The following is an 18,473-nucleotide window of genomic DNA, read 5'->3' on the forward strand; positions in this document are numbered from 1 at the left end:
GACATGGCACAGACGCAGGTCAAGGACGCGTACTCGATCGCCGTCATCGGCGGTGACGGCATCGGCCCCGAGGTGGTCGCGGAGGGCCTGAAGGTCCTCGACGCCGTGACCGGGGACACCGGCCCGAAGTTCGCCACGACGGACTACGACCTCGGTGCGCGCCGCTGGCACGCCACCGGAGAGACGCTGCCGGACTCGGTCCTCGACGAGCTGCGCGGTCACGACGCGATCCTCCTCGGCGCCATCGGCGACCCGAGCGTCCCGAGCGGTGTGCTCGAGCGGGGCGTCCTGCTGCCCCTGCGCTTCGCCCTCGACCACTACGTCAACCTGCGCCCGGCCAAGCTCTTCCCCGGCGTCTCGAGCCCGCTCGACGTCGCGCGGGTGGCGCCGAACGGCATCGACTTCGTCGTGGTCCGCGAGGGGACCGAGGGTCCCTACACCGGCAACGGCGGCGCCCTGCGCGTCGGCACCCCGGCCGAGATCGCGACCGAGGTCAGCGTCAACACCCGCTACGGCGTCGAGCGCGTCGTCCGCGACGCCTTCGCCCGCGCCCAGTCCCGGCCCCGCAAGCACCTGACGCTCGTGCACAAGCACAACGTCCTGACGTATGCCGGTCACCTCTGGCGCCGCACCGTCGAGGAGGTCGGGGCCGAGTTCCCCGACGTCGAGACCGCCTACCAGCACGTCGACGCGGCGACGATCTTCATGGTGACCGACCCCGGCCGCTTCGACGTCATCGTCACCGACAACCTCTTCGGCGACATCCTCACCGACATCGCCGCGGCCATCGCCGGCGGCATCGGGCTCGCCGCCTCGGGCAACATCAACCCGGCGCGCACGACGCCCAGCATGTTCGAGCCGGTCCACGGGTCGGCGCCCGACATCGCCGGTCAGTCCAAGGCCGACCCGACCGCGGCGATCCTCTCGGTCGGCATGCTGCTCGCCCACCTCGGCCTCGACGCCGAGGCGGCCCGCGTGGACGCGGCCGTCGCGGCCGACCTCGCCGATCGTGGTGACGCCGTGCGCAGCACCACCGCCGTCGGCGACGCGGTGGCCTCCCGGCTCTGAGGGACCGGCACGCAGGTCACCCCGCCGGGCACCCGGGGTGCGTATGCCGGGTGGCTGGGCCACGGCATACGCCCGCGTCCGCGATCGCGGGTCCCCGGGTTCTCCGTCTCACGATGTGGGCGATAGCCTGACAACCGGATCACCGCTGATTTTGCCCCTGGAGGTTTGTCATGACCCAGCTGTCCTTCGAGGTCACGCGCCGCGCCGACGCCACGTCGCCCGAGCGCATCGCCGAGGTCCTCGAGAACCCCGGTTTCGGCAAGACCTTCACCGACCACATGGTCGTCGCGACGTGGACCGCCGACGGCGGCTGGGGTGACGCACAGGTCCGGCCCTACGGCCCCTTCCAGCTCGACCCGGCGGCGGCGGTGCTCCACTACGCCCAGGAGATCTTCGAGGGCATGAAGGCCTACCGTCATGCCGACGGCTCCATCTGGACCTTCCGCCCCGAGGCCAACGCGGCCCGGTTCGCCCGCTCGGCCCGCCGCCTCGCGCTGCCCGTGCTGCCGGAGGTCGACTTCATCGAGTCGCTGCGGCAGCTCGTGTCCGTAGACCAGGCCTGGGTGCCGGGCGCGGACGCGGGGGAGAAGAGCCTCTACCTGCGCCCGTTCATGTTCGCCTCCGAGGCGTTCCTCGGTGTCCGACCGGCCCAGCAGGTCACCTACTCCGTCATCGCGTCCCCAGCCGGCGCCTACTTCTCCGGTGGGCTCAAGCCGGTGACGCTCTGGATCTCCACCGACTACGCCCGCGCCGGCGAGGGTGGCACGGGCGCCGCCAAGTGCGGCGGCAACTACGCCAGCTCGCTCGCCGGTCAGCTCGAGGGCATCGAGCACGGGTGCGACCAGGCCGTCTTCCTCGACTCCTCGACGCACACGTACATCGAGGAGCTCGGTGGGATGAACCTCTTCATCGTCACCAAGGACGGGCGGATCATCACGCCCGAGCTCACCGGCTCCATCCTCGAGGGGGTCACGCGCAGCTCCATCCTCGAGATCGCCAAGGAGCTCGACCTCGAGCCCGAGGAGCGCCGCATCCCCATCGAGGAGTGGAAGGACGGCGCGGCCAGCGGCGAGATCGTCGAGGTCTTCGCGTGCGGCACGGCTGCGGTCGTCACGCCGGTCGGTGAGCTGCGCTGGGCCGGCGGATCCGTCGACCACCGCCGCGAGGGCCACGAGGACCGCTACGCCGAGGCCATCCGCAACAAGCTCCTCGACATCCAGTACGGCCGCGCCGAGGACTCGCACGGCTGGCTGACCCGTCTCGTCTGACGGGGCGTCGCCGATGGGTCCCGGGACGGGCGGGGCGTCGCACGGTCCGACGGTGGGCGACCTCGCCTCACCCCGGCTCGTCGCCTCCGACCTCGACGGCACCCTGCTGCGCACGGACGGCTCGCTGTCCGGGCGGACGGCCACGGCCTGGTCCGCTGCCGCGGCCGCAGGCATCGAGACGGTCCTCGTCACGGCTCGACCGCCGCGCTGGCTGCACGGACTCGAAGGGGTCGTCGGGCCGCGCGGCACCGCGATCTGCGGCAACGGCGCATTCGTCTACGAGGTCGCGTCGCGGCGGGTCCTCGAGACGCACTGCTTCGAGCGTGGGGTCATCGACGAGCTCGTGGCCGACCTGCGGCGAGCCGTACCCTCGGTCACCTTCGCGGCGGAGCGGGCCAGCGGGCCCTTCGTGGCCGACGACTACCCGGACCCGCACCGCGACCGGGGCGCCCAGCGGGCCGTGCACGGGTCCTGGCGCACGATCGGTGAGGAGCCGGTCGGCAAGCTGCTCGCACTCGCGCCGGGAGTGCCCCTCGAGGACTTCCTGGCGACGGTCGAGGACGTGCTCGGCGACCGCGGCCACCTGCACTTCTCAGGGGCGCACGGGCTGGCGGAGATCAACGCCCCGGGAGTGACCAAGGCTGCAGGCCTCGAGCGGTGGGCCGCACGACTCGGCATCGAGGCGTCCCAGGTGTGGGCCTTCGGCGACATGCCCAACGACCTGCCGATGCTGGCGTGGGCCGGGGTGGGGTGGGCCGTCGCGAACGGTCACCGCGAGGTGCGCCTGGCGGCGGATCGCGAGTGTCCGCCCAACGACGACGACGGTGTCGCCCAGGTGCTCGAGGCGCTCCTCGACGGGCAACCGTAAAGGTTTGATCCAGAACCATTGACGCCGGCGTCTACGCCGGTGGAGGATGCCGAGCACCACTGGCAGCGGCGAACAGAGGTTTGCTGCGCGATGTTTGCGAGGTAGTGCATGAGCGTTCCTCCGTCCACATCCGAGAGCGTGCGAGACCGCGCGGTCAGCACCCAGGCCGCCGACGACGAGTCGATGCTCGCCGAGCTCGGGTACAAGCAGGAGCTCCACCGGGGCATGAGCGGCTTCTCCAACTTCGCCGTGTCCTTCTCGATCATCTCGATCCTGGCCGGCTGCATCACGACGTACTACCTGACCATGGACGCCGGCGGTCCGCTGGCGATCAACACCGGCTGGCTCATCTGCGGCGCGTTCGTGCTCTGCGTCGCGCTCGCCATGGCCGAGATCTGCTCCGTCTACCCGACGGCCGGTGGGCTCTACTGGTGGGCGGGCCGGCTGGCGCGCAGCCGCAAGCGCGAGTGGGCGTGGTTCGTCGGCTGGTTCAACTTCCTCGGCGAGGTCGCGGTGACGGCATCCATCGACTACGGCGCCGCCCTGACGTGGTCGGCCGTCTACACCATGGTCACGGGGAACGCGCTCGGCCTGCCCCAGGTCTTCGTCATCTTCGCCGTGCTCCTGCTGCTGCACGCCCTGCTCAACACCTTCGGGGTCGACCTCGTCAAGATCCTCTCGTCGGTCAGTGCGTGGTGGCACGTCGTCGGTGTCGCGATCATCGTCGTGGCCCTCTGGGTCGCGCCGGTCCCGCACCAGTCGCTGTCGTGGACCTTCACGCACTACGTCAACAACACCGGCTTCGAGGGCACGGGCGGCGTGTTCGGACTGCCGATCTACGCCTTCCTCGTCGGTCTGCTCATGGCGCAGTACACCCTCACGGGCTACGACGCGTCGGCCCACGTCGCCGAGGAGACGCGCAACGCCTCCGTCGAGGCTCCGAAGGGCATCGTGCGCAGCGTGTGGGTCTCGATCGTGGCCGGCTCGATCCTGCTCGTCTCCGTGACCGCCGCGATCCAGAACTACGACACCGCGCGCAAGGCGGCCGACGCCAACGGACTGCCGCCCGCCCAGATCTTCCTCGACGCGCTCGGTGAGCGGCTCGGGGTCACGATGGTCGTCATCTGCGGGGTCGCGCAGTTCTTCTGCGGCATGGCGTCCGTGACGGCGAACTCGCGCATGTCGTACGCCTTCTCGCGCGACAACGCCCTGCCAGGCTCGCGGCTGTGGGCCCGGATCAACCCGCGCACCGGCACTCCGACGAACTCCATCTGGCTGTGCGCCGCGCTGTCCTTCGTCCTCACCGTCCCGGCGATCTGGAACACGACCGCCTTCTTCGCGGTCACCTCGGTGGCCGTCATCGGCCTCTACATCGCCTACGCGACGCCGATCCTGCTGCGACGGCTCAACCCCGGCTTCCGCCAGGGCCGGTGGAGCCTCGGCCGGTGGAGTGCCCCGATCGGCTGGATCGCCATCGTCTGGGTGGGCTTCATCGTCATCCTCTTCCTGCTGCCGCAGTACTCGCCCGGCACCTTCGGTGACCCGACGTTCAACTTCGCCCCGGTGACGGTCGTGGTCGTCGCGCTCTTCGCGCTGGGGTCGTGGATCGCCGGCGGTCGCAAGCACTTCATGCGCGACGTCCCCGAGGGGCACGACACCAAGCCCGCCGCGGAGCTCCTGAGCTGACATGTCGACGGTCAGGGGAGAGCGCCACCTCGCACTCACGGCACTGCCGGACGCGGTGCTGCGGCCCACGTCCGGCAACGCGTTCGAGAACACCGTCGAGCAGCTCGCCCGGGCGATCCGCCTCGGCGTGCTCGCCGACGGTGAGCAGCTGCCACCGGAGAGAGACCTGGCCGAGCGCCTCGGCGTCAGCCGCAACACGTTGCGCGAGGCCATCGCCGCGCTCCGTGACTCGGGGCTCGTCACGACGAAGCGCGGCCGGGGCGGTGGCACGACGGTGACGTACTCCGCCGCGACCCCCACCTCGTCCGGTGGCGTCCCCGGGACCTTCGTCCGCAGTGGCGCCGCGATGCTCGACGCCCTGACGTTCCGTCGGGTGGTCGAGCCCGGCGCCGCAGGGCTGGCCGCGACCCAGCCACTGGCCGCCGACCAGCGGGCCTGGCTGACCGAGAGCCTGCGCGAGGTCGAGGAGGCGCCCGACGCGGCCGCCCACCGCGTCGCCGACTCGCGGCTGCACCTCGCGATCGCCACGCTCTCGGGGTCGCCCATGCTCGTCGATGCGGTGACCCGCGCCCAGGCGGCGCTGCACGACATGCTCATGGCGATCCCGGTCCTGCGCCGCAACATCGAGCACTCCGACGCCCAGCACACCCAGATCGTCGAGGCCATCCTCGGCGGCGATCCCGAGCGAGCCCGGGTGGTGATGGAGGAGCACTGCGATGCCACCTCCGCCCTGCTCCGGGGCCTCATCGGATAGGAAGAGGACATGGCGAAACCACCGGCACTGACCGTCGACCAGCTCCGCGCCGAGATCGAGGCGGGTGACATCGACACCGTCGTCGTCGCGTTCACCGACATGCAGGGACGGCTGCAGGGCAAGCGCCTGCACGGGCACTACTTCCTCGACCACGTCCTCGAGGACGGCACGGAGGGCTGCAACTACCTGCTCGCCGTCGACGTCGACATGAACACCGTCGACGGCTACGCCATCTCCTCGTGGGAGCGAGGCTACGGCGACATGTTCTTCGACCTCGACCTGGACACCTTGCGCCGCACCCCGGGCAGCCGACACTCGGCCACCGTGCAGTGCGACCTCACCTGGCTCGACGGGAGCGGCGCCGTCTCCCAGTCGCCGCGCTCGGTGCTCAAGGCACAGGTGGACCGCGCTGCCGGTCTCGGGATGACCGCGCAGTGCGGCACCGAGCTCGAGTTCATCGTCTTCCAGGAGTCCTACGAGCAGGCCTGGGACTCCGGCTACACCGGCCTCACGCCGGCCAACCGCTACAACGTCGACTACTCGATCCTCGGCGGCGACCGCGTGGAGCCCCTGCTCCGCGAGATCCGCAACGAGATGTATGCCGCGGGGGCCGTCGTCGAGAGCGCCAAGGGCGAGTGCAACAACGGCCAGCACGAGATCGGCTTCCTCTTCGACGAGGCCGTGCGCACGTGCGACAACCACGTGGTCTACCGCAACGCCGCCAAGGAGATCGCGGCCCACCACGGCCAGTCGCTGACCTTCATGGCCAAGTTCGACCAGCGGGAGGGCAGCTCCTGCCACATCCACCTGTCGTTGCGCGGCGTGGACGGTGAGACGGTCTTCGTCGACGACGAGCGGGAGCACGGGCACAGCGCGATGTTCGAGCACTTCCTCGCCGGCATCCTGACGACGCAGCGCGAGCTGACCTACTTCTACGCGCCGAACATCAACTCCTACAAGCGATTCGCCTCGGGGAGCTTTGCGCCGACCACGGTCGCGTGGGGTCGTGACAACCGCACCTGCGCCCTCCGCGTCGTCGGTCACGGGGCCGGACTCCGCGTCGAGAACCGCATCGGCGGCGGCGACCTCAACCCCTACCTCGCAGTGGCCGCCATGCTCGCCGGCGGCCTGCACGGCATCGAGCACGAGCTCCCGCTCGAGCCGGCCCTCGACGGCAATGCCTACACCTCCGACAAGCCCCACGTGCCCTCGACGCTGCAGGAGGCCAGGGACCTCCTCGCCGGCTCCGCCGTGGCGCGAGCGGCCTTCGGGGACGAGGTCGTCGACCACTACGTCAACGCCGCCGACGTCGAGATCACGGCCTTCAACGCCGCCGTCACCGACTGGGAGCGCAGGAGAGGATTCGAGCGACTGTGACCACCACCAGCCAGACGCACGAGGTCATCAACCCGGCCACCGAGGAGGTGGTCCGCACCGTCGACCTCGCCTCCCTCGAGCAGACCGACGCCGCGATCGCCCGGGCCTGCGCCGCGGGACCCGCGTGGCGCGCCGTGAGCCCCGCCGACCGGTCGCTGCTGCTGCGCCGGTTCTCCGACCTCGTCGGCGAGCACCAGGAGGAGCTCGCCCTGCTCGAGGTCGAGAACGCCGGGCACACGATCGGCAACGCCCGGTGGGAGGCCGGCAACGTCCGAGACGTCCTCGCCTACTACTCCGGGGCGCCCGAGCGGAACTTCGGTCGCCAGATCCCGGTCGCGGGGGGCATCGACGTGACCTTCCGCGAGCCGCTCGGCGTCGTCGGCATCATCGTTCCGTGGAACTTTCCCATGCCGATCGCCGGCTGGGGCTTCGCCCCTGCGCTGGCTGCCGGCAACGCGGTCGTGCTCAAGCCCGCCGAGCTGACGCCGCTCACGGCCATCCGTCTCGGCGAGCTGGCCCTCGAGGCCGGTGTCCCGGAGGGCGTGTTCACCGTCGTGCCCGGCAAGGGCACCGTCGTGGGGGAGCGGTTCGTCACTCACCCCGACGTGCGCAAGGTCTGTTTCACCGGGTCCACCGCCGTCGGGCAGCGGATCATGAGAGGCGCCGCCGACCAGGTCAAGCGCATCACGCTCGAGCTCGGAGGCAAGAGCGCCAACATCGTCTTCGCCGACTCGGACCTCGAGCTCGCAGCGGCCCGCGCACCCTACGGCGTCTTCGACAACGCCGGTCAGGACTGCTGTGCGCGCAGCCGGATCCTCGTCGAGCGCAGCGTCTTCGACACCTTCATGGAGCACTTCGAGACGGCGGTGCGCGGCGTGGTCGTCACCGACCCGCGCGACGAGGCCGCCGAGATGGGCCCGCTCATCAGTGCGGGCCAGCGCGACACCGTGCGCTCCTTCGTCGAGGACGCCACCGAGGACGTCGACGTCGCCTTCCGCGGGGACGCCCCCGACGGCAGCGGCTACTGGTACCCGGCGACGGTGGTCCTGCCGCGCTCCACGTCCGACCGGGTGTGGCAGGAGGAGGTCTTCGGGCCCGTCGTGGCGGTCATGCCGTTCGACGACGAGGCGGACGCGATCGCCAAGGCCAACGACACGGCATACGGCCTCTCGGGGTCGATCTGGACGCGCGACCTCGGCCGCGGCCTGCGTGTCGCGCGCGGGGTCGAGGCCGGCAACCTGTCGGTCAACTCGCACAGCAGCGTCCGCTACTCGACGCCGTTCGGCGGTTTCAAGCAGAGCGGGATCGGGCGCGAGCTCGGTCCTGACGCCCTCGAAGCCTTCACCGAGGTCAAGAACGTCTTCATCTCGACCGACTGACGGTCACCACCCACTCATCACGCAGACCCACTGGGCTGGAAGGAAGTTCACATGGCAGGCAGGCTCGACGGCAAGGTCGCGGTCATCACCGGCGGGTGCTCGGGCATCGGTCTGGCGACGGTGCGGCGGTTCGCCGAGGAGGGCGCCAAGGTCGTCATCGGCGACCTCGACGAGGTCAACGGTCCGCGCATCGCCGACGAGGTCGGTGGCACCTTCGTCCGCGTCGACGTCGTGAGCAAGGAGGACGTCGACGCCCTGTTCCGCACGGCGAAGGACACCTACGGCTCGGTCGACATCGCCTTCAACAACGCCGGCATCAGCCCGCCCGAGGACGACTCCATCCTCGACACCGAGCTCGACGCCTGGCGCAGGGTGCAGGAGGTCAACCTCACGTCGGTCTACCTCTGCTGCAAGGCCGCGCTGCCCTACATGCTCGAGCAGGGCAAGGGCTCGATCATCAACACGGCCTCGTTCGTCGCCGTCATGGGGGCGGCCACGTCGCAGATCTCCTACAGCGCCAGCAAGGGTGGCGTGCTGTCGATGTCGCGCGAGCTCGGCGTCCAGTTCGCCCGCCAGGGTGTCCGCGTCAACGCGCTGTGCCCGGGACCTGTCAACACCCCCCTGCTGCGGGAGCTCTTCGCCACGGACGAGGAGCGTGCCGCGCGACGGCTCGTCCACGTGCCGCTGGGGCGTTTCGGCGAGCCGGAGGAGATGGCCAACGCCGTGCTCTTCCTCGCCTCGGACGAGTCGAGCTTCATCACGGCCTCGACGTTCCTCGTCGACGGCGGCATCTCGGGCGCGTACGTCACGCCCCTCTGAGACGGGGGTAGGAGACTGGTGGGGGCAGGGCAGGAGGTGCGCATGGGTCGCCCGGTCATCGGGATCACCGCCTACGTCGAGCGAGCGTCGTGGGGCCGCTGGGTCGACGTGCCCGGGGCGCTCGTGCCGCACCGCTACGTCCGCCACGTGGAGGACGCCGGCGCCATCGCAGTGGTCATCCCGCCGCGTCCTGATGCCGACGACGGGACGGCCCTCGAGGTCGTCGAGCGGCTCGACGGCGTCATCCTCGCCGGGGGAGTCGACGTGGCGCCCGAGCTCTACGCCGACGAGCGCCACGCGTCGGTGCAGGCCTCGAGGCCCGACCGGGACTCGTCCGAGCTCGCGATCGCCCGGGCCACCGCCGAGGTCGACCTGCCGCTGCTCGGGATCTGTCGCGGGATGCAGGTCATGGCGGTCGCGGCAGGTGGCCTGCTCGAGCAGCACGTGCCCGACCGGGTCGGCCACCACGACCACTCGCCGGCCCCGGCGACCTACGGCAACCACCCGATCCGGACCGTGGCGGGGACACGGCTGTCGGGCATCCTCGGCGTGGAGGTGGACGTGCCGAGCTACCACCACCAGTCGGTCCTCAGGCACCCCGGGTACGTGGCGTCGGCGTGGGCCGACGACGGGACGCTCGAGGCGATGGAGGATCCCGACGCCTTCTTCCGCCTCGCGGTCCAGTGGCACCCCGAGGTCGGCACCGACCCGCGGCTCTTCCGGGCCTTCGTCGAGGCGGCGGACATCACGCGTCGTCGGCGGTCGTCCGCGTCCTCATGACGGGACTCCGGGTCCACGATCCGGACGAGGTGTTTCGCGGATGTTTCGCGAGCCCTACGGTGAGCGTGTGATGAAGCGACCCGTGCCCACCGGCACCCTCATTATCGAATAGCGCGACGAGCACACCTCGTCGCGCAGACCTCCCAACCCTGGGGGGTCTTTTTGTTTCCCGAACCACCCCGACGGAGACACCGCGAAGGCCACCACCCCGGGCCACCGCGACCACGAGAAGAGACCGGGACGCTCCCACACCAGCGTCGCCCGCCCTGGACTGGCGGTCGGCCGAACCCCCGAGATCGAGGACAATGAAGGCCATGGAAGCGCTGCACGTCTACGACACCACCCTGCGCGACGGCGCCCAGCAGGAGGGGCTCAACCTCTCGGTGTCGGACAAGCTCGCCATCGCCGGGCTGCTCGACGATCTCGGGGTCGACTTCATCGAGGGCGGCTGGCCCGGCGCCAACCCGAAGGACACGGAGTTCTTCGAGCGGGCGCGCACCGAGCTCGACCTGCGCCACGCGACCCTCGCCGCCTTCGGGGCCACCCGTCGTGCCGGCGGGGTCGCGGCGGAGGACCCCCTCGTGCGAGCGCTCCTCGACTCCGAGGCGTCCGTCGTGTGCCTCGTGGCCAAGTCGCACACCGGCCACGTCGAGCGGGCGCTGCGCACCACGCTCGAGGAGAACCTCGAGATGGTGCGCGACACGGTCGGCCACCTCGTCGGCCGGGGACGCCGTGTCTTCCTCGACTGTGAGCACTTCTTCGACGGCTGGCACCTCGACCGCGACTACGCCCTGTCCGTCGTGCGCACCGCGCACGAGGCCGGCGCCGAGGTCGTCGTGCTCTGCGACACCAACGGCGGAATGCTCCCTCACCAGGTCGAGGAGGTCGTTGCCGACGTCATCGCCTCGACCGGCGCCCGGGTCGGCGCCCACTGCCACAACGACACCGGGTGCGCGGCCGCCAACTCCGTCGCCGCCGTCCGCGCAGGCGCGACGCACGTGCAGGGCACCGTGAACGGCTACGGCGAGCGCACCGGCAACGCCGACCTCGTCACCGTCGCGGCCAACCTCCAGTTCAAGCTGGGCCTGCACGCGATGGAGCCCGAGGCGTTCCGTCGGGCCATGCACATCGCGCACGCGATCAGCGAGGTCACCAACGTGCCCGCCTACAGTCGCCAGCCCTACGTCGGCGCGAGCGCCTTCGCGCACAAGGCAGGCCTGCACGCGAGCGCGCTCAAGGTCGACCCCGACCTGTACCAGCACATGGACCCGTCACTCGTCGGCAACGGCATGCGCACGCTGGTCTCCGACATGGCTGGACGGGCGAGCATCGAGCTCAAGGCCCGTGAGGCAGGTCTCGACCTTTCCGACCGTCCCGACGTCGTCGCTGCGGTGCTCGCCGAGGTCAAGGACCTCGAGCTGCGCGGGTGGACGTTCGACGCGGCCGACGCCACCGTGGAGCTGATGCTCCGCGAGGCGCTCGAGCCGGGCTGCACCGACTACTTCGAGGTCGAGTCCTGGCGCGTCATCACCGACTCCACGGGTGAGGGCGACGCCACGTCCGAGGCGACGGTCAAGCTGCGCGCCGACGGCGCCCGCCTCATCGCCACCGGGGAGGGCAACGGACCCGTCAACGCCCTCGACCACGCCCTGCGTGAGGCCCTGGCCCGGGCCTACCCCGAGATCGAGAAGATCGAGCTCATCGACTTCAAGGTCCGCATCCTCGACGCCTCGCACGGCACCGACGCCGTGACGCGCGTGCTCATCGAGACCTCCGACGGAGAGACGTCGTGGGACACGATCGGCGTCGCCGGCTCGATCCTGGCCGCGTCGTGGCGGGCCCTCACCGACGGCATCGTCCACGGCCTGCTGCGTCAGGGCGTGCCGAGGCGCTGAGCCAGACCCGGGAGCCAGCCGGGGGAGGCATCGCGGAAGGTGGCCGGCTCGAGTCGAGGAGCGCCCACCGGAACAGCGCCGAGCAGCCCCTCCGGCAACGCCCGCAGGTGCTCGCGGTTCGTCGTCTCGATGATGTCGGCGTGCGCCGGCCAGGCGCCGAAGACGACTCCGAGCTGGCGAATCTCTCGACGCGACAACGCTTCTCGCGTGAGCATCGTGTGGTTGAGAGTGCCGAGCGCGCTGCGTGCGACGATGATCACGCCACAGTCCGGAAGGGCGAGCGCGAGGTCGGCCAGCGTCTCGCCGGCGTCGGTGAGCTCGACGAGCAGTCCGCCCGCGCCTTCGACGACGACGAGGTCATGGCATACGCGCAGTGACTCCACCCGGGCCACGTGCTCGGCCAGCGCGGGCAGGGTGGCGCCCTCGAGGCGGGCGGCAGGGCGCGGTGCCATCGGTGCCCGCAGACGCACGCCCTCGACCGTCGTCGCGCCGGTGAGCCGTTCGACCTCGGCCATGTCCCCGTGCTCACCGGGGGTCACGCCCGTCTGGGTGGGTTTGTATGCCGTCACGCGCCGTCCCGCTGCCAGCGCAGTCGCGACGACCGCCGCCGTGACGACGGTCTTGCCCACGTCGGTGTCGGTGCCGGTGACCAGGACCACCGGGGGCAGGTGCGAGTCAGTCATCGTCGCCATGGGGTGGGACCGCGCCGAGCGGCGAGGTCGGCACCGGCCCCTGGACTCCCTCGACGGCCGCGACCGACGGGAGACCACGGGCGGGGGAGGGAGCGTCCCCTGCCCGTGGCCCCTCGACGGTATCGGCACCGGACACGGCGCCGTGTGCCGCCGCGGCGTGCGCGACGAGCCGGGCGGCCTGGTAGAGATCCTCGCCCGCGAGGTCGGCGCGGGCGGTGACCCGGAGGCGGGACACGCCGTCGGGCACGCTCGGTGGTCGGAAGCAGCCGACGAGGACGCCCTGCGCGCGCAGGTCCAGTGCCGCGGCGACCGCGCTCTCGGGCGACGACATGGGAAGTGACTGCACCGCCCCGGCTGCCGGCTCGATGCCGCAGATGTCCGCGATGGTGCGGGCGTTGGCGCGCACGGCGGCCGCGAGGGTCGCGTCGCTCGCCACGATGTCCGCGGCGGCACACGCGGCCGCAGCCGAGGCCGGCGCGAGCCCGGTGTCGAAGATGAAGCTGCGCGCCGTGTTGACGAGGTGGTTGCGGACCGCCGTCGACCCGAGCACGGCTCCACCCTGCGATCCGAGGGCTTTCGACAGGGTCAGCGTCACGACGAGGTCGCGCGACCCGACGAGGTCGAGCTCGTGGACCAGGCCTCGCCCGTGCCCCGCGACGCCGATGCCGTGGGCCTCGTCGACGACGAGGAGCGCGCCGTGCCGGTGGCACACGTCGACGAGGGCGCGCAGGGGGGCGGGGTCACCGAGGACGGAGTAGATCGACTCGACGGCGACGACGACCCTCCGGTTCGGCCGGGCCGCGAGCTCCGCGTCCAGGGCCGCGGGGTCGTTGTGGGCGAACGTCGCGTGGGGCACGCGCGACATTCGCGCGGCGTCGTGCAGGGACGCATGGGCGTGGGCGTCGAGGAGGATCTCCGCCCCCCACCCGCTGAGCGCGGTCAGCACGCCGAGGTTGGCGGCATACCCGGTGGAGAAGGCGAGCGCGCTCGGCTGGCCGGTGAGCCGGCAGAGCGCCGCCTCGAGGTCGCGGTGCACGGGCAGGGTCCCCGTGACGAGTCGGCTGGCGGTCGCCGAGGCGCCGTAGCGGTCGAGCGCCGCCTTCCCAGCGGAGACGACGCGCTCGTCGCGGGACAGCCCGAGGTAGTCGTTCGAGGCGAGGTCGAGCGGGTCGCGCGATGCGCGGCCGGGCCCGCTCACGCGCAGCACGGCGTCGAAGCGCTCCGTGCCCCGTTCGGCGCGCAGGTGCGACCGCTCCGCCAGCCAGGCGTCCCACGCGCTCATCCGTGGGCCTCGGCCACGGCACCGACGATGCCCTCGGCGATGAGCCGCACGTCGTCATCGGTGCAGACGTAGGGCGGCATCGTGTAGACGAGGTCACGGAAGGGGCGCACCCAGACGCCCCTCTCCAGCGCTGCGCGGGTGATGCGGGGGACGTCGACCGGGGACGTCAGCTGCACGACACCGACCGCGCCGAGGGTGCGCACGTCGGCGACGTGGGGGAGCGCTGCAGCCGGCTCGAGGTGCTCGCTCAGGAGGCGCCCGACCCGGGGGACGTGGTCCTTCCACGTGCTCTCGACGAGCTCAACAGAGGCGTCGGCGACCGCGCAGGCGAGTGGGTTGGCCATGAAGGTGGGTCCGTGGAGCAGCGCCCGGAACGCCGAGCGCGTGATCGCCTCACCCACGTCACGGGTCATGACCACGGCTGCGAGAGAGAGGTATCCGCCCGTGAGGGCCTTGCCGACACACATGACGTCAGGGGTGACGTCGGCCCACTCCGAGGCGAAGGGACGCCCCGTGCGGCCGAAACCCGTGGCGATCTCGTCGAGGACGAGGAGCAGTCCGTGGTCGTCCGCCACCTCACGGAGCACCCGGAGGCTCTCGGGGTGGTAGACGTGCATGCCGCCGGCGCCCTGCAGGACCGGCTCGACGACGACGGCGGCGAGCTCGTCGCTGTGCGTCGCGGCGAGGGCGCGGACCTCGGTGGTCCACTCCTGCAGCGCCAACCTGTCTGTCTCCCAGCGCTCGTCGCCGGTGGCCGTCACGACGAGGCGTGCCGCGGGAGGGCGCGGAGCGAAGACCTGCCGCGCGAGGGCCCCCGGAAAGGCGGAGTGCATCCCGTCGACGGGGTCGCACACGCTCATCGCGGCGAAGGTGTCACCGTGGTAGCCGCCCCGCACGGTGAGGAACCGCTGCCGCTTCGGGCGTCCACGTGCCGCCTGGTACTGCAGCGAGAGCTTGAGGGCGACCTCGACCGACACCGAGCCCGAGTCGGCGAAGAAGACGTGGGCCATCGGTCCCGGGGCCATCGCGGTGAGACGCTCGGCGAGCCGGACGGCGGGCTCGTGGGTCAGGCCGCCGAACATGACGTGGCTGAAGCGGTCGAGCTGTTCGTGGGCGGCCGCGTCGAGGACGGGGTTGCGATAACCGTGCACGGCGCACCACCAGGAGGCCATCGCGTCGACGACCTCATGGCGTCCGCCGTCGGGGGCCGTGAGGGTGAGGCGGACCCCCGTGGCGCTCTCGACGGCATACGGCTCCGGGCCGTCGAGCGGGGCGTAGGGGTGCCAGACGAGCCCGCGGTCACGCGCGGCGACGGGGGAGCCGAAGGGGTCAGGCATTGGCGGGCAGGCTCGTGCCGGCGCCGCGCCGGCGCTTCGCAGGGTCGTGGGTGGTGCCTCCACCGTGGGCGGGAGCGGTTGCCCGGGGGTCGGCGCCGAGGACGACGAAACCGTTGTCGCGGATCAGCTCGAGGTCGGCCTCGGCGGCCTGGCCCTCGGAGGTGAGGTAGTCGCCGAGGAAGATCGAGTTCGCGACGTGCAGCGCGAGGCCCTGGAGTGAGCGCAGATGCATCTCGCGACCCCCGGCGATGCGGATCTCCTTGTCGGGGCACACGATCCGCGCCATGGCGAGGATGCGCAGGCACCGCCCCGGAGTGAGGTCCCAGGTGCCCTCGAGCGGTGTGCCGTCGAAGGGCATGAGGAAGTTGACGGGGATGGAGTCCGAGCCGAGGTCACGCAGGGCGAGGAGCGCCTCGACGAGCTGCTCGTCGCTCTCACCGAGGCCGGCGATGAGGCCGGAGCACGGCGACAGGCCGGCCTCCTTGGCCTTGGTGACGGTGTCGACCCGGTCGGCGTAGGTGTGGCTCGTGACGATGTCGTCGTGGTGGGACTCGGCGGTGTTGAGGTTGTGGTTGTAGGCGTCGACCCCGGCGGCACGCAGCCGCTCGGCCTGACCCTCCTTGAGCAGGCCGAGGCAGGCGCACACCTCGACGTCGGGGTGCTCCTGCTTGAGGGCGCCGACCATGCCGGCGACGCGGTCGACGTCGCGGTCCGTGGGGCCGCGACCGCTGGAGACCATGCAGATCCGGCTGGCGCCGCCGCGCAGTCCCGCCGCCGCCTGCTCGATCGCCTCGTCCGGCTTGAGCCACGTGTACTTGAGGATGTCTGCCTGCGAGCCGAGCCGCTGCGAGCAGTAGTGGCAGTCCTCGGGGCACAGGCCCGACTTGAGGTTGACGAGGTAGTTGACCTTCACGGTGTTGCCGAAGTGCTTGCGGCGCAGGCGCGCCGCGGCACCGATGACGGACAGGAGCTCCTCGTCGGTCGCGCGCAGGACATCGAGCGCGTCGTCGCTGGTGGCCGGGGTGCCGGCGAGCACGGCGTCGGCGAGGTCGTCGAATCGGCGGGTCATGCTGGCTCCTTGTGCGCGGCGTTGAACGGTGTTCAACTTGAACGGTGTTCAGTATGCCGAGTCGCTAGGCTCGGCTGTCAACGCGGGTCCATCGGGGCTCGTCCGTGGAGGTGGGGGAGCGCGTGGCACTCAGCCGGGACCAGGTCGTCTCGACGGCCGTCGACCTGCTGCGCCGCTACGGCCTCGGGGACCTGTCGATGCGGCGCCTCGCGCGCGAGCTCGGCGTGGCGCCCGGCGCGCTCTACTGGCACGTCGCCAACAAGCAGGAGCTGCTCGTCGAGGTGGCCGACGTGCTGCTGGCCGAGATCGTCTCCCCGCCGGCCGACCAGCCGGCTGCCGACGCGCTCGTCGGCCTCGCCGTGGCCGTGCGCGAGGCTCTCGTCAAGGTCCCGGACGCTGCCGACGTGGTCGGACTCGCGTATGCCGTCGAGCCAGGTGCCGCACGCCCGCTCCGTGACCTGGCCCGCCTCGTCCACGACGCCGGCGCACCCGCGGCAGAGCGGGACGAGGTGGCGGCCCTCGTCGTGCACCACATCCTGGGCTCCGTCGCAGGACAGCAGGACCGGGCTCTGGCGGCTTCGGTCGACGCCGACCTGCCCGCGCCCGACGCCACGACAGAGGCCAAGGCATTCGAGGTCGGCCTCTCGGTCATCGTCCGAGGCCTCGCGCCCTCTCGCTGAGGGTGCGTGGACGTGTAAGTGCTGGGCGGTCCAGGACCCGCCCAGCACCACCCCTGGAGGGTGGAGGTCGCCGGCGCGCGTACCTGGACCTTCGCCGACTCCTTTCAGAGTGACGGTCCTCGCGGGTTGATACACCCGAAACGCAGGTTTTCGTCGACCTCTTCAGGTGGCGTGCTTCCGACACACTGGGCCCATGCCGCTCCGCTCGACGAAACACTGGCTGGGAGTCGTGCTCGACGCTCCCGACGCGTCCGCTCTGGCGCACTTCTACGAGCGCCTCCTCGGCTGGACGGTCTACAAGGACACCCCCGGCTGGGCGACGATCGCGCCGTCGGAGACCGCGGGCTACAACCTGTCGTTCCAGACGGAGCCGAACTACGTGCGGCCGGTCTGGCCCAGCGAGCCCGGGAAGCCCATCATGATGCTGCACCTCGATTTCGAGGTGGACGACCTGGACGACGCCGTCGCGCATGCCGTCGGGGTCGGGGCCGAGCTCGCGGACGTCCAGCCGCAGGAGGACGTCCGAGTCCTGCTCGACCCGGTCGGCCATCCCTTCTGCCTCTACGTCGACGCGGACTGACCCCGTCGCGAGCCGAGCCCTCGACCGGGCGACGAGCCGTCTGCCCAGCTCGTGACGGCGTGGGGGAGCACGGCGTCGATCGCGTCGACGAGGCGGGTGCGCAGCGCCTGGCCACGGACGGAGAAGCTGCGCTGCGCGGCGGCATACTCCGCCTTGCCCTCGGGCGTCTCGATGCGCACGGGCTCGTAGCCGAGCTCCCGCAGGTCGTAGGGCGCGGCCCTCATGTCGAGGGCGCGGATGTCGCGGGCGAGCTCGAAGCAGTCCATGACGAGCTCGCTCGACACCGCGGGCACGAGCTTGTGCGCCCACTTGTAGAGATCCATGCCGGCGTGCAGGCACCCCGGCTGCTCGAGGGCCGGCTGGCTCTCGCGCGTCGGTGTCAGGGCGTTGAGCGGCGCCGCCTCGGGGGTGAAGAAGCGGTACGCGTCGAAGTGGGAGCACGCGACCTGATGGCTCTCGACGACGGCGTCGGTGCCTGACGCGCCGAGACGCAGCGGCCAGCCCGCGTGGCGCACGTCGGAGGGGTCGAGGCGGTAGACCATGGCCCACTCGTGCAGCCCGAAGCAGCCGAAGCGGGCCGGCCGCCCAGCCGTGCGCACGAGCAGGTCGCGCACGAAGCGCAACGTGTCGCCGCGCGCTGCGGTGAAGGCCTCCCCGTCGACGCCGACGACGTCGTCCTCGACCGCGTAGAAGCGCCATTCTCCGTGGGGTGAGCCGGCACCGCCGGAAAGCCCGACCCCGGCGCCGGGATGCCACCGGCGCAGCTGTGCCGGCTTGAAGGAGTAGTACGTGAAGAGGAAGTCCTCGACCGGGTGCTTCCGGTGGTCGCGCCGGCGGGCGAGGTGTGCGGTCGTGGCCGAGTCGACCCGTGCCTCGTGCATGGCCGTCCGCCGCCGCCACTCCGCCTCGTCCAGGACCTGCACCCCACGATCGTAGGCG

At 71.4% G+C, this 18,473-nt stretch carries 17 protein-coding genes; 12 read left to right on the top strand and 5 right to left on the bottom strand.

Annotation, left to right across the window (positions count from 1 at the left end; genetic code table 11):
- The first annotated feature begins 3 nt into the window (after positions 1–3).
- From ABD831_RS07550 to cimA, 10 genes are all read left to right on the top strand, one after another.
- Entirely contained in the window at positions 4–1,068 is a 1,065-nt protein-coding gene (locus ABD831_RS07550) for a 3-isopropylmalate dehydrogenase (protein WP_344943863.1), read from the top strand.
- Positions 1,069–1,238: 170 nt separating this feature from the next.
- Positions 1,239–2,336 carry a branched-chain amino acid aminotransferase gene (locus tag ABD831_RS07555; protein WP_344943866.1) on the top strand — a complete coding sequence of 366 codons (1,098 nt, stop codon included), beginning with the start codon at positions 1,239–1,241 and terminating at the stop codon, positions 2,334–2,336.
- A gap of 52 nt (positions 2,337–2,388) precedes the next feature.
- Entirely contained in the window at positions 2,389–3,204 is an 816-nt protein-coding gene (locus ABD831_RS07560) for an HAD family hydrolase (protein ID WP_344943869.1), read from the top strand.
- 108 nt (positions 3,205–3,312) lie between these two features.
- On the top strand, positions 3,313–4,890 hold the full coding sequence (locus ABD831_RS07565) for an amino acid permease (RefSeq protein WP_344943872.1): 1,578 nt from the start codon (positions 3,313–3,315) through the stop codon (positions 4,888–4,890).
- Between the two features lies 1 nt (position 4,891).
- Entirely contained in the window at positions 4,892–5,644 is a 753-nt protein-coding gene (locus ABD831_RS07570) for a FadR/GntR family transcriptional regulator (RefSeq protein ID WP_344943875.1), read from the top strand.
- A 9-nt stretch (positions 5,645–5,653) separates the two neighbouring features.
- Positions 5,654–7,021: a glutamine synthetase family protein gene (locus tag ABD831_RS07575; protein ID WP_344943878.1), complete on the top strand. Its 1,368-nt coding sequence runs from the start codon at positions 5,654–5,656 to the stop codon at positions 7,019–7,021.
- Positions 7,018–8,400, top strand: coding sequence for an aldehyde dehydrogenase family protein (locus tag ABD831_RS07580; RefSeq protein ID WP_344943881.1), 1,383 nt, complete (start codon positions 7,018–7,020; stop codon positions 8,398–8,400). Before ABD831_RS07575 ends, ABD831_RS07580 begins: the two co-directional genes overlap by 4 nt.
- A gap of 51 nt (positions 8,401–8,451) precedes the next feature.
- Positions 8,452–9,219 carry a 3-oxoacyl-ACP reductase gene (locus ABD831_RS07585; RefSeq protein ID WP_344943883.1) on the top strand — a complete coding sequence of 256 codons (768 nt, stop codon included), beginning with the start codon at positions 8,452–8,454 and terminating at the stop codon, positions 9,217–9,219.
- A gap of 42 nt (positions 9,220–9,261) precedes the next feature.
- Positions 9,262–9,999 (top strand): gamma-glutamyl-gamma-aminobutyrate hydrolase family protein, encoded by a 738-nt coding sequence (locus ABD831_RS07590; RefSeq protein ID WP_344943887.1) that lies wholly within the window; start codon positions 9,262–9,264, stop codon positions 9,997–9,999.
- Between the two features lie 314 nt (positions 10,000–10,313).
- Complete coding sequence (gene cimA / locus ABD831_RS07595) at positions 10,314–11,894, top strand: citramalate synthase (protein WP_142177289.1); 1,581 nt, start codon at positions 10,314–10,316, stop codon at positions 11,892–11,894.
- Here the strand turns inward: cimA and bioD are convergent.
- The 4 genes from bioD to bioB are packed head-to-tail and all read right to left on the bottom strand — an operon-like array spanning position 11,873 to position 16,274.
- Positions 11,873–12,577 carry a dethiobiotin synthase gene (bioD, locus tag ABD831_RS07600; protein WP_344943891.1) on the bottom strand — a complete coding sequence of 235 codons (705 nt, stop codon included), beginning with the start codon at positions 12,575–12,577 and terminating at the stop codon, positions 11,873–11,875. The genes cimA and bioD overlap by 22 nt on opposite strands.
- On the bottom strand, positions 12,570–13,868 hold the full coding sequence (locus ABD831_RS07605) for an 8-amino-7-oxononanoate synthase (RefSeq protein WP_344943894.1): 1,299 nt from the start codon (positions 13,866–13,868) through the stop codon (positions 12,570–12,572). Before ABD831_RS07605 ends, bioD begins: the two co-directional genes overlap by 8 nt.
- Entirely contained in the window at positions 13,865–15,205 is a 1,341-nt protein-coding gene (bioA, locus tag ABD831_RS07610; RefSeq protein WP_344943897.1) for an adenosylmethionine--8-amino-7-oxononanoate transaminase, read from the bottom strand. Before bioA ends, ABD831_RS07605 begins: the two co-directional genes overlap by 4 nt.
- A complete protein-coding gene (gene bioB / locus ABD831_RS07615; protein ID WP_344943900.1) occupies positions 15,198–16,274 on the bottom strand; it encodes a biotin synthase BioB in 1,077 nt (358 codons plus the stop codon). Before bioB ends, bioA begins: the two co-directional genes overlap by 8 nt.
- 122 nt (positions 16,275–16,396) lie before the next feature.
- On the opposite strand from bioB, the gene ABD831_RS07620 reads away from it, so the two are divergent.
- On the top strand, positions 16,397–16,954 hold the full coding sequence (locus tag ABD831_RS07620; RefSeq protein WP_344943903.1) for a TetR family transcriptional regulator: 558 nt from the start codon (positions 16,397–16,399) through the stop codon (positions 16,952–16,954).
- Between the two features lie 193 nt (positions 16,955–17,147).
- On the top strand, positions 17,148–17,534 hold the full coding sequence (locus ABD831_RS07625) for a VOC family protein (RefSeq protein WP_344943906.1): 387 nt from the start codon (positions 17,148–17,150) through the stop codon (positions 17,532–17,534).
- Here the strand turns inward: ABD831_RS07625 and ABD831_RS07630 are convergent.
- The gene (locus ABD831_RS07630) at positions 17,516–18,457 is read right to left on the bottom strand and encodes a 3-methyladenine DNA glycosylase (protein ID WP_344943909.1); all 942 of its coding nucleotides are present in this window, start codon (positions 18,455–18,457) and stop codon (positions 17,516–17,518) included. The genes ABD831_RS07625 and ABD831_RS07630 overlap by 19 nt on opposite strands.
- Between the last annotated feature and the right edge of the window lie 16 nt (positions 18,458–18,473).

It is taken from the genome of Terrabacter ginsenosidimutans (genome assembly GCF_039539425.1).
GTDB classification, from domain to species: domain Bacteria; phylum Actinomycetota; class Actinomycetes; order Actinomycetales; family Dermatophilaceae; genus Terrabacter; species Terrabacter ginsenosidimutans.

Excerpts from the sequence above, each read along its gene's own strand:
- ABD831_RS07550 (WP_344943863.1), top strand. The coding sequence starts at position 4 with ATGGCACAGACGCAGGTCAAGGACGCGTACTCGATCGCCGTCATCGGC.
- ABD831_RS07555 (WP_344943866.1), top strand. The coding sequence starts at position 1,239 with ATGACCCAGCTGTCCTTCGAGGTCACGCGCCGCGCCGACGCCACGTCG.
- ABD831_RS07565 (WP_344943872.1), top strand. The coding sequence starts at position 3,313 with ATGAGCGTTCCTCCGTCCACATCCGAGAGCGTGCGAGACCGCGCGGTC.
- ABD831_RS07570 (WP_344943875.1), top strand. The coding sequence starts at position 4,892 with ATGTCGACGGTCAGGGGAGAGCGCCACCTCGCACTCACGGCACTGCCG.
- ABD831_RS07575 (WP_344943878.1), top strand. The coding sequence starts at position 5,654 with ATGGCGAAACCACCGGCACTGACCGTCGACCAGCTCCGCGCCGAGATC.
- ABD831_RS07585 (WP_344943883.1), top strand. The coding sequence starts at position 8,452 with ATGGCAGGCAGGCTCGACGGCAAGGTCGCGGTCATCACCGGCGGGTGC.
- ABD831_RS07590 (WP_344943887.1), top strand. The coding sequence starts at position 9,262 with ATGGGTCGCCCGGTCATCGGGATCACCGCCTACGTCGAGCGAGCGTCG.
- cimA (WP_142177289.1), top strand. The coding sequence starts at position 10,314 with ATGGAAGCGCTGCACGTCTACGACACCACCCTGCGCGACGGCGCCCAG.
- bioD (WP_344943891.1), bottom strand. The coding sequence starts at position 12,577 with ATGACTGACTCGCACCTGCCCCCGGTGGTCCTGGTCACCGGCACCGAC.
- ABD831_RS07605 (WP_344943894.1), bottom strand. The coding sequence starts at position 13,868 with ATGAGCGCGTGGGACGCCTGGCTGGCGGAGCGGTCGCACCTGCGCGCC.
- bioA (WP_344943897.1), bottom strand. The coding sequence starts at position 15,205 with ATGCCTGACCCCTTCGGCTCCCCCGTCGCCGCGCGTGACCGCGGGCTC.
- bioB (WP_344943900.1), bottom strand. The coding sequence starts at position 16,274 with ATGACCCGCCGATTCGACGACCTCGCCGACGCCGTGCTCGCCGGCACC.
- ABD831_RS07625 (WP_344943906.1), top strand. The coding sequence starts at position 17,148 with ATGCCGCTCCGCTCGACGAAACACTGGCTGGGAGTCGTGCTCGACGCT.